This window comes from Burkholderia sp. LMG 13014 (assembly GCF_905232215.1).
Classification (GTDB): Bacteria; Pseudomonadota; Gammaproteobacteria; order Burkholderiales; family Burkholderiaceae; genus Burkholderia.
In genome coordinates, this window is sequence record NZ_CAJNKE010000091.1 from 1 (window position 1) to 15755 (window position 15755).

A 15755-nucleotide genomic window follows, 5' to 3' on the forward strand; every position below is an offset into this window, starting at 1 on the left:
CCTCGTCCGCTTGCTCATTTGAAGGCCGCGCAACTCACTCGCTATTTCGATTCGTGGTGCAAATTTATTGATGTTGATGATTTGAAGAAGCGACATGCGCCGGCGCCAGAAGGGCGTGACGCGTTACTCGATGCCGAGGTCAAGAACGACGATTCAGGGTTGCTCGATGGAATACGTGCGCGCGCGGCGTTGCGAGCCGAAACTTGGCCGGACCTTATGGCTAATATATCCGCAGAAGCGCTCGGCGAGATGAGGGCTCTTTACTACTTTTCTAGGAACAAATCAAGACATACTGAGGAATTTGAAAGAGAGCGAGAGCTATCTATTCGCGACCTCGTGGCTGCCCGTGATGCTGGGGAAGCGAGACTGCGCCAATCCGCCTTCTACCTCATCGATAAGCCACTGGCGTTGGAGCACGTACTTAACTCCTTGCTATTTTTTGGACATATCGACGTGGTGAAGGAAATGCTGCAACGTTATGAGCTGTCATCCTACGCGAGTGGACTGCTCGAGCGTACTCTTCGACGGTTCAGTCTCCGTCATCGGCAGGCCGTGGAGGCTATGAATTTCGACGTGAGGCATCCGGCAAACGAATTGTTCGCATTGTGAGAGCTGCGTGGCGACGTAACCAGGCCGGAGCCCACAACTGTTGACTCCGTATCAGGCAACGTGACTGACACGCCGGCACCGGAAAGCCTGAGCGCGTCGCGTGCGGCAGTCGACGCTGGCTACGTGCCGAACGACTAGAGACGACCGCGGTCGGTGACGTCAGTTGGCGAAGCATGCCGCCGCAGCCAATCCAATATCGGCGAAGCGAACTCCGCGTAAGTCCGAGACGGTTCACTCACCGAGACGCGTGAGATAATAGCGCGGGACATGCGTAGTGAGCCAAACCCCGTTGTCGGAACGTGAGAAAGAAAAACCGTCTTTGCGCATCCGCGCAGCGTCGACGACAAGCACAACTGGGCGGCCGTGACGAGCACCTACTCGCGTTGCGGTTTCCGCGTCGGTACTCAAATGCACCGCATGCCTGCTTTGCGCCGTCAGACCCTCACGGGCAATGCGTACCCAGTTGCCCCAGGCAGTGCCGTGATAGAGAGTCGGCGGAGGTTCCACAGCTGCGTACCCCAAGTCTATTTCTATAGAATGGCCTTGCGCAGCGCGTATTCGTTCGCCATCAGCCGACAGGGAAAACCGTTGCTTCTCACTCGTTGCCACGACGACCATGATGAGTTCCTTCGTGCAAGTTGGCAGTGTTCTCAGACGCTTGGGGGCACCCGCCTTGCGCGCCGCCCGCTCGATTGCGCGAACAAGTTCGTCGATGGACACCCAGCCTTGACTATCGAGACGGATGCCAACCATCTCCGGTTCGTGCCGCAGAATTTTCGACAGTAGCTTACTCAGCGCGACTTGTTCGCCTGTTGGGCGCGACTCTGTATCAGTATTCATATCGTCTACTCTTGTGCGGAATTTAACGTCAAAGCCCCAGTGGGTCGTTATCCTCAGTCTGTGACTCACACCATGCGCGTGCTGCTGCATCTGTCTTCGCACGGAGTCCCTGTACAGAGGTCACGTCAATATCGGGCTGACCGGACGGGTTCCTCGGCAAGACCTCGAGCAGCTTGCCTGAGTCTTCCGGCTACGGGGTTCGCGGGCTTGCGATGCGCAATGTCTTGTAGTCGTTGTGCCGTTTCGTGCCTGTTGCCTGTATCACGCTTTCTCAACTGATTTGAGAATTCCCAAACATCGTGAGAAATCCTAAGAAGTAGAGGGCTGGGCAGGAAAGACGGGTTGCACTTGGTCTATCCCCAGCAATTGAAATCGTCATCTGTGCCGACATCGGGCATGTCGGACAGCATTTCCTTGAATGACCGATGGGTCGGATTCTCGTCGAATCGTTCATGGAGACGTGACCGAAAATACTCGATGACAGCCAGGTCGCCCAGCCCAGCTTCGGTTTGACAGTGAATCAGCCTGTCGTGGTAACCGTGAAATCCGTCTCGCCGGTCATCGACGGCGAGCCATGCCACAAGGTTGTGGCGCCGGACATGCCGGAGAATCTGACTTCCTCGTGGACGCGTCGGCCATGAAGCGGAATCGTCACGCTCGACATCGTATGTAGCGTCGGTTACGCGCTGACGCAAGCTTTCCAAGGGGAGCATGCGGCGCGCATGCTCAAAACCGAATCGAGAACACCAGTCCGTCGAGAGCACAATCTCGATTCGCGGGTACGGGGCGAGTAACTCTTCCAGTACCTGCGCAAACTCGAATAATTTAATGATGCCAGGTGCACTGCTCACAACGCCTTGGGGTGTGATGTAGGCATCCCCCCGATGCAGCACGCCGTCGAAATCTAGGAAGAGCACGTTTCGCATGTTACGTTTCCCTCTGTTGCCAGCAGCTTCCTCACTACGGCGACGATGTCGTCGACTTCACTGACGGGTATCGGCCCCAAGGTTCTCGGCACAGCATCTGCCCTAATGCTTGCGTAACCAACGCCGCCGGATGCCGTGACGTCAAGCTGGAATTCTGGTACCCGCTCCGACGTGCCACCTGAAGTCCTGGTCACTAGAACAGTCGCTGAATTGAGCCGTGGATAAGGCCCAGCCGGTCGCATGTTGAGAGAGTCGCTCAGCGCAGCCGATGCTCGGCGCCACGCACTTATGCGCGGGTCCTGCTCCACCGTGCCTGTGCAGATTGGTGTGGCGCCGTCATATGTGTCTCCAGCGTCGTAGATTTCGACGGCTGTTCGCCACCACTGAGCTGACCAGCTCTTCGCTACCGTAAGCAGGCGCAGGTATCCGTCATCTGTGCGCATCGCTTCAAGCGGCGACAACCCACCAAGTGACCCCCAACGTGTAGTAAGAAAGTGCCATCTCGCAGATGCTGGCGCCGGATAAATAATGCGACATATCTTGCGCAGACGACGCGGCTCATAGTCGTGTGAAGCAAGTAGCGCTGGATAGTGCGGCGTTCCATCTATGTCGACAGAAAAGACACTGCCGCTGCTTTCAAGCCGCGCGAGCCGTAGCAAGCTAATGCCAAGGCGTTTCGCGAAAGGCGTCGCCTCCATCAACTCGCGCACTTGGACCTTTCGCCTCAATTCCTGACGGGCCGCCTGGAGCTGCTTGTCGAAATACGCCCGAGCTGCTGTGCTCATCGTTCGATGCTCTCATCTAACGCTGTCGCGTATGAAAATTCGTATTCTGGATATTCCGCCGGATGTTCCTGCCTGCGCCGCCTCGGTCACAACTAAAGTCGCCTGCGAATGGGTGACGTCCAGCCACTACACACCGTGTTCGGTCTACGACGGAGAGTCAAAGGCAAAAGGGTGTATGCATCCATCGCAGTAGACGTGTCGCCAATGAATCTCGCGGAACTTCCCGGGTTTCCCACAGCTTTCGCACGTGTAGCGAGACTTAGATGCCGCTTGCTCCACTGATTTGCGGAGACGTTTCCACGCCGCCATGTCGCAAAGGTGGCCCGGCTCAATGCCCATCATCAGTTCGCCCTCAACTTGGCTGATGTCTGTGCAAAAGGGGAGTATGGGGTAGGCCCTTCTGCCTGAAAGAAGCTCTTCGTCCATGGCGGAGAGACCCTCCGGATTCTTGAACGGCTCCGACCACATCGTTCGTAGCTCATGCTCAATTTCTCGTGCGGCATCTTCGATGATTGGATACCAGCCAAGACCACATTGAATGCCGACGTTCGCAAGGTTCGACGGGTAGGCCTCTGGGTTTTGCATGGCGCGAAAGAACAACGGGTATCGCGCAATCAGGTGGCTCTGCTCGGCAGTAAGTCTAGGACGTTGAAAGTTGAGCGGCTTGTCGCTAAGACGCGCGCTGTGAACCATTACCGAAGAACCTCCATCGTTCTGTCTTATCGCTGCGCTTGTCACCAAGGGGAGTCGACGTGCGACAGTTCCTCAGGGGCATGCATCTACCATGAAGCGACCATTGTATACGTTTATGCAGTATATGTTTAGAGAGTATACGTTTGCGAAGTAGACGGAAAGGTCATGTTGCGCGAACCTGCCGGGCATGACCGAAACTGACAGCAAAGACATCGACCCGTACCTCCGGCGCCGGCTGGCAGAGCACGTGCGGCGCCTGCGTTTGGAGAAAGGTATTTCCCAAGAAACGCTCAGCGTCCAATGCGGGTTCCATCGGACGTACGTAAGTCACATCGAACGGGCGGCGACGAACATTACACTCGATAATCTCCAGAAGCTGGCGCTGGGTCTCGGGGTAGACCCGGCGGAGTTGCTTGTCGACTAACCTGGTAGCGGCATGGTTGTGCCGTCTTCATTTCGAGCAAGCATCGTGTAGTGCGCTTTGAGAGCGCGGACGCCGTCTGGAGAGCAGGGCAATGGAGCTCGATGGACGAGTCGAAACCCGCATAGAGTCGTCCCGAACGTTCTCGCCATTCATGCCGTGAAGACGGTTCGCACGGCAAAGCCGGGGGCACCTAGGAAGAAGGTCAGTGAGGCTGCGCAAAGGTGAGCGATGCACGTGCAATCGGCAGTGTCATCCCCCATCTTCTGGCAGACGAGACCGAGTAAGGAATAAAAAGACACGCGAACTTCCTGCAAAACGGCGGGGCGCTCCCACTCTCAGAAAAATACATGACAACTCTGGCAGACCTGAAACCAGCAACGAAGCAGCTCGTCCGAGACATCACGGAGAAAGTCGGTGTTCCGATGACGACGCAGTACGATTGGTGTTTCAAAGGCAATGACGGTCCCTACCTTGTCAACATCTGGCATGACGGTATGGATGAGGATGGCGACGAGATTTTCTTCATCGACACCGCTTCTGACTGGGCGCAAGATAATATCGACACGGCCACTCCAGTCCAGTTGAATCGTGCGGACGCCGTATCTGCGCTGATGGTAGAAGCCTACTACCGCAAGAAGCCGATTCACGTGGCTATCCTCGACGGAGTACGGAGAAAGAAGGGGCTGAGAGAGACGAGCGAGGCTCATCAGCGCGAGCTTGACCCTGTCCTCTGGTACCCTCATCACCGAAATGAAGAACGGCGGATTGTGGTTATCCGCGGCAAGCCGCAACCGGCTGAGTTCGACGGCTACGCCGAAGACCAAGAGTATGAGAAGCAGCACAAAGCCCCTCCGGCTCCTGTTGTTCCTGCGAAGAAGGTCATAGCTCCGGCCACGGCGATTTACGAGCGTGACTCGGCGGTAGTGCGTGCAGCGAAGCTGCGAGCTGCAGATGGGAGCTGTGAGCTATGTGGCAAGAGGGGGTTTGTGACGGCAAGTGGCGCGTACTACTTGGAAGCGCACCATGTCATTCCGCTGAATTGCGGTGGGGCTGACGATGAACGAAATGTTGTCGCTATTTGTGCGGACGACCATCGGCAAGCGCATTTCGGAGAGGACCGACATGAACTCCGTGACACCATGATTTGGGACGTACTTGCGAAAAAATATCCTCATGACGAGGAGTTCTTTGAAAGTCTCGACGAAAAGTCCCATCAAATTGCTCAAAACGAAACCAGCTTAAGGCGGTTAGAAGAAAATAAAGTTGAAACGTAGGACGGAGGTTTCAGGCCGTTGAACTGTCGGTCTCAATGAAAGTCATGCGATTCGACTCGCAGCGACCCGAGCATATTAGAGGGGGCTACCAAGTGCTTGGCAGCGAGCTGCATGACTTTTTTCGACCTGCCAGATGCCGTACACGGCGAGCAATGATGCGCCGCGATGGTCACGTTTCTCGAGTGTGCGGTGTATCAGATGGGTTATAAAGAAAGGACCACCTCGGCTTCATCACAGAAATTATTCCATTGTGAAAATGCTGCCATGTCTACCAAAGAAAAGGTTGCGAAGGAACCGCGTGTGAAGCGGAGCCCGTCGGTTCCCGGCCAAGCATACGGCTACCTAGTTCAAGAGGTTCGGGTCCTATGGCATCTTCTACATGCGAGGACCGGTGATGTAGTGGCATTCGAGCACGTTGGCGACGTCTCCACCCAGGCCGCAGATGGCCGAGTCGTATCCGAAGAGGATAAGAGTGGGTTCACTTACAATCCGATTGCGGATAGAGCAGTTTCTCTTTGGAAAACCCTGGCGAACTGGATTGATGCTCGGCGTGCCGGCTCACTGCCGGCAGCGTCAATATACGTTTTGTACGTGGCACAACCGTACGACGGCCCAATAGCGGACGAGCTGCACCGCTGTAACAAAACCGACGAGGCCATGCAACTTGTCGCGAAGCTTCGGAAACACTTCGCAGACGACCTCGAAACGGATGTCAGTAAGAAAGCGGCCAAAGGAGCCGTGAAGAAGGGGGGCAAGCGGGCCGTCGCCGCAGGCGATGGCAGTGCTGTTGTCCGCGACGATGGTGACGACGAAACGAGCCCCGCAGCGCTCATCAAGCAACTTCGTAGAGTGTTTGACCATGACGACGAGGTTATCGCCTCCATCGTGGTCTATTTTTCCATCGAGAAAGGGACCGCCTCTCCAGTGAACGAGGTAAGAGGTGCAATTTCTGCGAGTGTTCCCGACGAGCACGTAAACGAAGTGACCGAATCCCTTCTCGGCTGGACGAAGACCCAAGTGATGGCGCAGATTGAAGCGCAGCGGGTTGTCGGAATCGCCTACGATGACTTCAGGGCGTATCGCCTCATCGTCCACGAGCGAGTACTGGGAACTCTGAAAGCGTTCCCAGAGCACACGTTAATACCCCAGAGAAGTGAAATCGAAGAGCATCTCGACGGCTCGATATTTGTCCGTCAGCTCACCGTTCTTGAGCTGAAGGAAGACAGAATTGAAGCCTATATCAAAGACTTCTTGCGGGCTTCGTCTGCACGGACGTCCTGGGCGGCCCTTGGGTATCTGAACTCGAACAGTCTCGGGCCATTCGTTGAAGAGCTTCAAGACCACTGGCAGCAAAGTGCACTGGAAGTAGAGACACTCGATACGGATAAGACACCGATTCAGCAGGGAGTGAAGCCTCTCATCCTCTGTATGAAAAAAGAGATGCGAATTCAGAAGGTGGATGTTCCTGCCTATTTCTCCCGGGGAAGCTTTCACGAGATTGCGAACGAACTAAAAATTGGGTGGCATCCCGATTGGAAGGCGCTCGTTGCCACGCCCGCGGAATAGGTCCCTTATGCTTAACAAAGAGATGTGGCAGGTCCAAAACCCTGGACTCGGTGCCGCCTTGATATGGCAATTCGGGCGCGCGTTCGCGTCCCAGACCGAGGCGGCAGTGCCGCTTCCATATGCATTCTTCGTTATCCCATTGCTGTACAACAAATCGACTCTTGATGTCGTTGTTAAGACCAACAAGGGTCTGCGCAAGATTGAAGAAAAGCTGACCAACGATGAGTCTATTGCGACGACGGCGCAAACGAACGTTCTGAACATGCGTAGCCTGTCGAGTGAGAGTCTCGCTATCGCTCTTCGGGCTGGCCTGGTCGCAGTCCAGGCGGAAGACGCTACATATCGTTCTCGTGTAACGGCGCCTCCGATATTGGATGGGAAGATGCCAAAAGAACTCATGAAGGCAGCTGAGAAATTGGGACGCTGGGCCGCAGAGGTGTCGTTGCGGGAATTCTGCTTCGTTTTTCGTCTGGAGTTGTAGATTGAAGCTGCAAATCATCGAACTCATCTTGTGGCCGCGGAAGGCAGGCATTGCCCCTCAGGTTGTACCGTTCGAGCGAAACAAAGCGAACATCATCACTGGGGCATCGAAGACCGGAAAGTCGTCGATTATCCCAATCATCGACTACTGCCTGGCATCTGAACGCTGCGCAATCCCGGTTGGCGTTATCCGTAAGGCAGTCGCTTGGTTCGGCATAGTAGTTGATACCGACGAGGGGCTGATGCTGCTTGCTCGGCCTGAACCGGGGAGGCAGCCAACCTCTACCGATATGTACGTCAAGCCCGTGACGGAAGGGGCGACTCCTTTGGATGTCCCCGTCGCCAATACGAACGTCGACAGGGTCAAGCTGACGATGGACCGGCTGGCTAGGCTGACGCGCCTCGGTACAGACGCTCAAAACACTACGAGTGGCTACGCCGGCCGTCCCAGCTTCCGGGACTTGATGGCGTTCTGCTTCCAGCCGCAGAACTTGGTCGCCAATCCAGACGTTCTTTTCTATCGTGCGGACACAACTGAGCACCGAGAGAAGCTGCGGGCGATATTCCCCTATGTTCTGGGCGTCACGACGCCAGAAATCCTTGAGAAACAGTGGGAGTACGAAAGCCTTCGAAGAGCGGTGCGCGTGCTGGAAAAAGAGCTGGCTGCTTACGAGCGGGCGTCCGCGACTTGGCGAGCCAACCTTGGGAACTGGGTGACGGAGGCTTATGAGCTCGGATTTTTGCCAGTAGATTCGCTGAAGGATGCTGAGGAGCCAGCCATATTGGAAGCTCTTTCGGGGTTGACCGCGGCCAACTTGCCCGACTCCATCCCAAGTGCCGAAGTCATCGCGAAAGCTGCTGATGAGTATGGGCAGTTGACAAATCAAGAGGCGCAACTGAACGCTGAGATAGCTGAAGTTCGGCATCGCATGAGCCGACTTTCTGACCTTCGGTCTTCGGTCAATCAGTTCGAACTATCACTCGGTACGAGGCAGGAACGTCTTGGACTTTCAAGGTGGCTGCGCGTTCATACGGAAGAGACAGTCGACGCAGCTTGTCCTGTGTGCAGCCAGTCTCTCGATGGTCACGCTGAGAAAGTCGAGACACTTGTCGATGCGCTTGTGGTTGTCGAGTCCGAAGCGCGGCGAGTTGCACGTGCGCCGTCGGTGTACGACCGAGACTGGGTCGCTTTGGAAAAAAAGCTGCGTGAGCTCGTCGATGCGCTCGGCGCAGTCGCCGCAACCAGGAAAGGAATTGAGGCGCGGAATCAGCGAGCGAGGCAGCAAAGGTTGTTGGTGACGCAGGCCGCCCGCTTCATCGGTGCGCTTGAACAAGCACTCGAAGTATATAAAGGCAGAGAGAGCAGCGCGTCACGAGACGAACTCGACAAAATGTTGGCTCGCATTGAACAGTTGAAGGCTGAGCTGTCAGGCCACTCCTACCACGCAAGGCTTGAACGGGTTCAGACACGGCTCACGCGGTGGATGGGGCGAATTGCCGAGAACCTTGATGCCGAAGACGAAGATGCCGCGGTGCAACTCGACATGAAAGAGCTGACCGTCAAGGTGAGTAACGAAAATGGCGGCTCCGACTACCTTTGGCAGCTCGGAAGTGGTGCAAATTGGCTCACCTACCACGTTTCAGCACTTCTGGCGCTCCATCTTCTGTTCTCGCGAGAGCAGCACTCACCTGTTCCAGGGCTGCTCGTTTTTGACCAACCGAGTCAAGTGTATTTTCCTAGGCGGCTCACGGACGGCAGTATCGAAGAGAACTACAAGGTACCGGACGAGGATTCGGATGCCGTGAAGCGATTCTTCAAAACCTTTGGCGCGGCTGCGTCCACATACAAAGGCCACCTGCAGATTATTGTGCTTGACCATGCAGGGCACCAGTTCTGGGATGGACAGAGGGGCATTCACTTCGTCCAGGAGTGGCGGAATGGGGTCAAGCTCGTTCCGACATCCTGGCTGGAAGACGGAGAGAGCGCCGGGCACGATGGCGAGTAAATCTTGAGACGTCGCCGAACAGGGCTTGCCAGTCGCACGCGCAGGGAGCGTCCTACAGACGGGCTGTGCCGGAGCCCAGATGTGAAGCACCCCTGCGCGCCGACGACGTGAATTCAGCGTTGGATGGGCTCCATCAGCATCGACCAGAAATATTCAGCGGCTCCTGTGTCAGACAACTTGTCGGCTACACCTCTCGCCATGTTCATCATCGGCTTCAGGTACAGGGTTTGACTGTCCTCGGTGACGGTGAGCGCCTCGTTGAAACTGTTCGTGTGCGTGGCAATCTGGCTTGAATAGGTAATCTCGCGGTTGCTGTTTCCGCCGAAGGCGCCGCCGTGTGCGACGCTGCATTGCGAGATGCTCTTGCCGTCCTTATAGATGCTCGCAGTGAAGCGGCGGGTATCGATGCGCGAGAATCGTCCTTGAAACTGACTGTGCCGCTTCTCCAGCTCCATAAGCGAACCCTCAAAGAAGCGGGCGATGAAGTCAAAGGTCTCCGAAACGAACGTATCCCTATCGAGGTCCGAGAACTGGTGTTTCACGCGCAGATTGCTGGACCGGGGTAATTGCGTGCTGAACGCAGGCTCAGCTGCCGCTGGCCTAGTCAACGGAGCGCTTGCCGGCGCTGCGTCATGCGCACGCGGCGCCGGTGACGCCGATTTCGCTGCGACTGCCGTGCGGATGGACTTCGCGATATTGGCGAACGCCTCATCCTGGTTAGGCCAGGACGTCACGGGCTTGCCGTCCGTCGGGACCGCGTTCAGTTTGCCGAATGGGGCACTATGCCAGTCGCAAGCGCGCAGGATGACCGGGATGACGCGCGCCTGGCCAGCCTCATGGCGCTCGATTGCCCGCTTCATTTCCGTCGCGAAGCAGTATTCTGATGCGATGAAGTTCGCGCTGACTAGCAGCAAGATGATGTCTGCATTTTCGAGCTGCTCGTCGATACTGTCGTCGAGGTTGTCGCCCGCGACGATGCGCCGGTCGTGCCATGCAGAAATGAGCCCCTCGCGCTTCAGCAGCGAAAGGTGCACTTCGAGCTGGTCGCGCAGTGCCTCGTCTACGTGTGTGTACGAGAAGAAAACTGATGCCATGCAGGTGTCCCACCAGGAAATTCAGGTCGTTGTCGAAGCCGTTGATGCGGCTTCCAAGATAGCACGATGGTGTGGCTCGAGCGGTCGCGTGGAGTGGAGCACTCCGCGCCGGCACGCACTCTGTTCAGTAGCTGACCAGGTCGAGTTCCCGGATGCGGATTGCCATAGCGGTCGGCGACATTCCGAACTCTTCCGCGAGCGATTTGAAGTGGTTGCCGAGCCCGAACTTCCGCGCGGTTGCCACCGCACGCGGGAATTCCAGGGACCCCGTTTTCGACCGGAGAAGGTCCTGAGCGCCGTTGCCGGCGATGGCGAACGCGACGCGGTCGTCCAAGTGAAGCACGTCGGTGCCAAATCGCTCTTCGAAGGCGCGGCGCAAAAGCTTCTCCGGGGCAAGGAAGCACGCGGCAAAGAAATTGGCCTCCCGCTCGCGACGGTCGGGAACAGGGGCGTCGCCAAGGAGCGGGCGGTCGCGATGAAGCGATAGTCCAGGGTGTAGGACGATGTGGCCGAGTTCGTGTGCCCCGGTAAACCGCTGGACCTCGTACGGAAGGTTTCCTGCAATACGAATAGTTGAACGTTGCACATCAACCAGCCCGGCGACCTGATACTGGGTCTTGCCTATGCCGTGCACGCCTAGTGAGCTGGCCACCACTTCATATTCGATTGCATGAACAGCAGCAGCGTGGTCAGGGCGGAAAAGCTGCAGCAGATGCGGGATGGTGTTGTGGGTAGTCCCCGCGCGTTGCCAGATTTCAAACTGGAAACGCCGCACCTCGGCTGCGATGGCAACTTTGTCGATGTCGTGCATGTGGGAACCCCGAACCAAGTTTCATTGGATAGCACTAAATGTAGTGCTTTACGTGAAAATATATACAACTAATTGTGGAGTTTGCCAAGATTTAAATTGGAGTCGAACCCTTAATAAAGGTGAACTTCGATTTCCGCGTGCGTAGGCCGGTGCCGTTGACGCTGGAGTTGCTCATCATGGATTGAAGCGGAGATTGTGTGGCTCGGTTGGCGAAGTCGGGAGATGCAGAAGTAACTACGGAGAGGAGGGGGCGGGAGGATGAAGGTTGGCCGCTGCTGCCGCGGCCCTCTCACGGAGCGAAGAGGGCCGCGCGCGGTTCAGATGTGAGACAGCTCAGACGGCGATGGGAGCCGCGATACTGGGGTGTGGGTTGTAGCCGACGATTTCGAAGTCTTCAAACTTGTAGTCGTAAATCGACTCGGGGCGGCGCTTGATATTCAGCTTGGGCAGCTCGCGAACGTCTCGAGCAAGCTGTGTCTGAATCTGTTCCATGTGATTGGAATACGCGTGCAGGTCCCCGATGCTGACGATGATTTCATGCGGAATCAAGTCGCACTGTTGCGCGACCATATGCGTAAGGAGGGCCAGCGAAGCAATGTTGTACGGGAGGCCAAGGAAGCTGTCCGAACTGCGGATGTACAGCAGTGAGGATAGCTTGCCCTCCGCAACGTAGAACTGGTAGAGCAGGTGACAAGGCGGCAATGCCATGAGACCTTGCTTTGCGTTCTCTTGTGGGCTGATGGACTCGTTCGGGAGGTACTCGGGGTTCCAGCCATGGAACAGGATGCGCCGGCTGTTCGGCTTCTCCCGGAGCGTCTTGATGACGTAGTCAATCTGGTTGATGGTCCCGCCGTCCTTGGTCGGCCACGCGGTCCACTGCTTGCCATAGACAGGGCCGAGCTCGTTGTCTTCGGTGGCCCACTCGTTCCAGATGGAGACGCCGTTCTCTTTGAGCCAACTAACGTTCGTGTTGCCGCTCAGGAACCAGATAAGCTCGTTCGCGATGCTCTTGAAATGAAGCTTCTTCGTGGTCAGCAGAGGGAAGCCCTTCGCCAAGTTGTGTCGGAATTGGCGGCCAAACACAGACGTCGTCCCCGTGCCTGTGCGGTCGCCTTTCTGGACACCGTTCTCCAAGATGTCTTCTAGGAGTTCGAGGTATTGCTTCATGTCACCATCCAACTATTCGGGTACCCGCCCAGGAGGCTGCGCGAGTGAAATTTTGCTTCGAGCTTTGAGCGCTTCAATCTCAGTTTCTTGGTTCGAGATGATGCCCTTGAGGGTCAGGATTTCCTCGTACAGAAGAGCATTTTGGTCCAAGATGAGCTTGATACGGTTCCGCAACATGCGTGGAGTAGGCTCGTGTTCTTCCTCTGAGCGGGAGGCGGCCTCCGACGCTAGCTGGCTTTTGTGAGCGGCTTTGATGGCCTTCAGTCGAACCAAGGCCCAAGGGCGGCCCCGCACAGTGTTGCGCGACAGCCCGGTCAGTTGGCAGATGGTTGCCACTGTTGCCTTGCGTTTTCCGGCCTTCGAAACATCCTCTAGCTCGGCTAAAGCTTCAATAATAAGTTTATCATTCTTCTCTGACTCGGCTTCGACATGCCGTGCCAGCTCGGCCGGACGACCATCAGCCATGGGGCCTCCTCGAATCTAAGCATTTGATATGGGTGTCAAGTTGCTGAGCCATGCCCAGCCAGATGACCTTGTACGCAGTTTTCGTTTCCAACTCAGCTTCATTGAGCGCGTACTCCCGTCGCATCTTGAGAGTGTCTGCGGACCGCTCCGTGATGACGTGACTCGAACAGTTCGGGTCACAATGATAATCGCCGTAGCAGGGAGGAAGCTCGTCCTCAGCTAGCTCGAGGAAGTTCTTCGCACAGTGTCCGATGCTGGTAGGCATCAGCTTTACCCCTCGCCGCGCCATGTCGCGAATGTACCTAGCTCTTGCCTCTCCGAACAAGCCCAGCCCCGAGAAAAACGAGTCGATGCGAGCTTTGTGTTCCTCGGCGCCCCCACCAGCGAATCGAGCGTGCTCACCGAAGACGTCGTTCAAAGCGTTCTCCCTCGCTGTCGCGACCCGATTAGCAACGCTCGTTAAGAGTTGTTTTCTATACTGCCCGTACCCTGCCGTCACTGCGTTGGGCATAGAGCTAAATTGGCTATGAAAGTGTTTGAGTTGCATGCTGATGAACGGGAGAGCGACCTGTTGATTCGCCAGTTGGGCAACAAGCGTTTCTCGTAATTGATGAACGGAGAAAGTCCAGTCCTCGAAAACCCCAATGTCATCAATTTTATCAATCCATTTAGAAATCCTTCTGCCGATGGTGGCCGGGCTGTAGGCCTTGCTGCTGCGACTTGTCTGTCCGCGGAATGGGGTTGAGAAAAGGGAGTTGTTGCCAGTTTTTTCGGTAATAAACATCAAAACATCATAAGCGTCTCGCGTTAAATCGATTGCGAGCCATCCCTCCGAAATTGGCATATCTTTGGGCTTTCCTTTGATTTCCTTTGATTTTAAGAGCCAGTATCCATGCTCAAACGCGAGACAATTTCGTTGCAAATAGCGTACTTCAGAGCGACGCATTGCGCTAAGCAGTAAAATTATCGTTATCGCCGCTGCGTGTCCATCGTCAATAATCCTGTCTATTTCGCTAAGTGAGAATCCGAAGTTTCTCTGAAAATCACCGGTCCGAAAACCATTGCCCTCGAAATATGCGTTAATGGCGCAGGCGGCCATTTCATTCTCGAACCATCTGCTTGTCTGCTCTAATGCTCGACATTCGGAGTCGTGAATTTGAAGCCCGGCGGCTGATTTTAATGTGGTAATGGCGGATTTGCATTTCTCCAGAAGGAATAGAAACTGGTCGTCTCGAAGAGTTGGGGTGCCTTCATAATCTGGGGTGACGCGCCATGCAATGGACATCGATTTTATATCTTGAATGGTCCATTGTAGAGGGGCGTTAAGATTGCACTGAATAACTGGGTCGGATATTAGATTGAGGGCTCGTCTTAAGGAGTCTGAGCGGCCGTGGTAGGTCGCTATGGCCTCTTTCAACAGAGAGAATGAAATGTCGCTGAGCTTGGTTACCGATGCACTATGTTTGTTTGCGCCGAGCCTTATCGCATGGGAGAAAAATTTGGCCAGTTCCACGGTGCGTGCTTGGACCGTTATTGGTTTGAGCTTCTCTTTCGTACCTCGGGAATTTTTTATGAGTTTGGGATAGTGACCATGGATGTATGCCGAGACTTTAAGGTCATGCACCATATCGGCTGTGAGGCAAAGGGCATATTTGCTCATTTGTGTCGAGGCGGGATGTTGGTAAGTCGTCCCGCGCCCTTCCATATAGTCCCGCCAAACGAAGCTGCTGGATGTCGGTCCGTTGTATTCTTCTGACGTCGATTCTTCGTAAGGCCAAACGTCTGAACCGAAAACCGCGCCATACACCGGCATGTCAGGCCTGAATACGGTTTGTCCTCTCTGGATGGCTGTTTCATTCGGGGTGGTCAACGAGTTTTTCACGGTCAAATTCCCTGATAAATCAGATGGTCCGTAAGGATGTCGTCCATCGTGGCTGCCTGATACTCCGCCTGACGGATTGTGGGAGCGTCGAACACCACGCCTTCCTCCAAAATTCCGTCAATGAGTTGGACCGTGTCTTCGAATAGCTCCCTTCTACTCCTGATAGCCGGTGAATCCGTTTCAAGCGCCGCCCCAACTCGCCGCCTGTAGACAAGCAGCTTCGGCAGCGAGCGCTCGGTCACAATTGCGCTGTCACATCGAATGCACATGTTCCAAAATTTGCAGACCGTGCCTTTTACATATTTGGTGGCCGCGCGAACGTCATCGCTGGGATTGAACGGATTCGTGCATCCGCAGCCCGAAAGCGTCTCGTAAAAAGCGTCCTTCTCGTTCTCTGGCTCTTGCTGCTTGGCGCGCTCGACAGCTTTTTCCACTTGCGATGCGTCTCGAGAGCGCTTCGCGATTTCGGAGAGGGCCTGCGAAACCGTCCGATTGAACGCAGGTTTCAACTTCTGCTCGTCGAGGTATGTGGCCGTCGTCATGATGCGGGCGTGGCCGAGGACTACCTGTACATCGAAGAGTGTTGCTCCGGCCAACACCAGATTCGTCGCGAGCGTAGGCCGGCATCGGGAAATCGTGAAACGAAACCCTTTGCCGAAGATAGCTTGAAATTGTTGATGTCCACGCAGAATTGACCCACCTGAGGCAGTAATTTTCATCGAATTTTGACCCA

15 protein-coding genes are annotated in these 15755 nt (G+C 55.6%); 6 read left to right on the forward strand and 9 right to left on the reverse strand.

The genetic code is table 11. From position 1 onward, the window contains the following. The coding region (locus tag JYJ84_RS12930; protein ID WP_205189207.1) for a hypothetical protein at positions 1-609 on the forward strand (609 nt) is incomplete at its 5' end. Positions 610-840: 231 nt separating this feature from the next. Here the strand turns inward: JYJ84_RS12930 and JYJ84_RS12935 are convergent. The 3 genes from JYJ84_RS12935 to JYJ84_RS12945 form a co-directional block, all read right to left on the reverse strand. Further along, positions 841-1449, reverse strand: coding sequence for an RNA 2'-phosphotransferase (locus tag JYJ84_RS12935; protein WP_175223582.1), 609 nt, complete (start codon positions 1447-1449; stop codon positions 841-843). Positions 1450-1802: 353 nt separating this feature from the next. After that, the gene (locus tag JYJ84_RS12940; RefSeq protein ID WP_175223583.1) at positions 1803-2375 is read right to left on the reverse strand and encodes an HAD domain-containing protein; all 573 of its coding nucleotides are present in this window, start codon (positions 2373-2375) and stop codon (positions 1803-1805) included. 929 nt (positions 2376-3304) lie between these two features. Beyond that, positions 3305-3853, reverse strand: a complete 549-nt coding sequence (locus tag JYJ84_RS12945; RefSeq protein ID WP_205189209.1) for a hypothetical protein — start codon at positions 3851-3853, stop codon at positions 3305-3307. Positions 3854-4040: 187 nt separating this feature from the next. Between JYJ84_RS12945 and JYJ84_RS12950 the strand changes: the two genes are divergently transcribed. The 5 genes from JYJ84_RS12950 (at position 4041) to JYJ84_RS12970 (ending at position 9603) form a co-directional block, all read left to right on the forward strand. After that, positions 4041-4277 carry a helix-turn-helix domain-containing protein gene (locus JYJ84_RS12950; protein WP_175223584.1) on the forward strand — a complete coding sequence of 79 codons (237 nt, stop codon included), beginning with the start codon at positions 4041-4043 and terminating at the stop codon, positions 4275-4277. Between the two features lie 347 nt (positions 4278-4624). Beyond that, positions 4625-5551 carry an HNH endonuclease signature motif containing protein gene (locus JYJ84_RS12955; RefSeq protein WP_175223585.1) on the forward strand — a complete coding sequence of 309 codons (927 nt, stop codon included), beginning with the start codon at positions 4625-4627 and terminating at the stop codon, positions 5549-5551. 264 nt (positions 5552-5815) lie between these two features. Beyond that, a complete protein-coding gene (locus JYJ84_RS12960; protein ID WP_175223586.1) occupies positions 5816-7117 on the forward strand; it encodes an ABC-three component system protein in 1302 nt (433 codons plus the stop codon). A gap of 7 nt (positions 7118-7124) precedes the next feature. Then, a complete protein-coding gene (locus JYJ84_RS12965; protein ID WP_124714686.1) occupies positions 7125-7598 on the forward strand; it encodes a three component ABC system middle component in 474 nt (157 codons plus the stop codon). Between the two features lies 1 nt (position 7599). After that, entirely contained in the window at positions 7600-9603 is a 2004-nt protein-coding gene (locus JYJ84_RS12970) for a DUF3732 domain-containing protein (RefSeq protein WP_175223587.1), read from the forward strand. 113 nt (positions 9604-9716) lie between these two features. Here the strand turns inward: JYJ84_RS12970 and JYJ84_RS12975 are convergent, their stop codons facing one another. From JYJ84_RS12975 to JYJ84_RS13000, 6 genes are all read right to left on the reverse strand, one after another. After that, positions 9717-10697 (reverse strand): toll/interleukin-1 receptor domain-containing protein, encoded by a 981-nt coding sequence (locus JYJ84_RS12975; protein ID WP_175223588.1) that lies wholly within the window; start codon positions 10695-10697, stop codon positions 9717-9719. Between the two features lie 124 nt (positions 10698-10821). Further along, positions 10822-11508, reverse strand: a complete 687-nt coding sequence (locus JYJ84_RS12980) for an ImmA/IrrE family metallo-endopeptidase (protein WP_175223589.1) — start codon at positions 11506-11508, stop codon at positions 10822-10824. Positions 11509-11841: 333 nt separating this feature from the next. Beyond that, positions 11842-12675, reverse strand: a complete 834-nt coding sequence (locus JYJ84_RS12985; protein WP_175223590.1) for a thymidylate synthase — start codon at positions 12673-12675, stop codon at positions 11842-11844. Positions 12676-12687: 12 nt separating this feature from the next. Then, positions 12688-13140 (reverse strand): hypothetical protein, encoded by a 453-nt coding sequence (locus JYJ84_RS12990; RefSeq protein WP_175223591.1) that lies wholly within the window; start codon positions 13138-13140, stop codon positions 12688-12690. Continuing rightward, positions 13133-15022, reverse strand: a complete 1890-nt coding sequence (locus JYJ84_RS12995; protein ID WP_175223592.1) for a site-specific integrase — start codon at positions 15020-15022, stop codon at positions 13133-13135. The genes JYJ84_RS12990 and JYJ84_RS12995 overlap by 8 nt, the downstream gene beginning before the upstream one ends. A gap of 2 nt (positions 15023-15024) precedes the next feature. Next, a partial coding sequence (locus JYJ84_RS13000; RefSeq protein ID WP_205189208.1) for a site-specific integrase occupies positions 15025-15755 on the reverse strand: 731 nt, incomplete at its 5' end.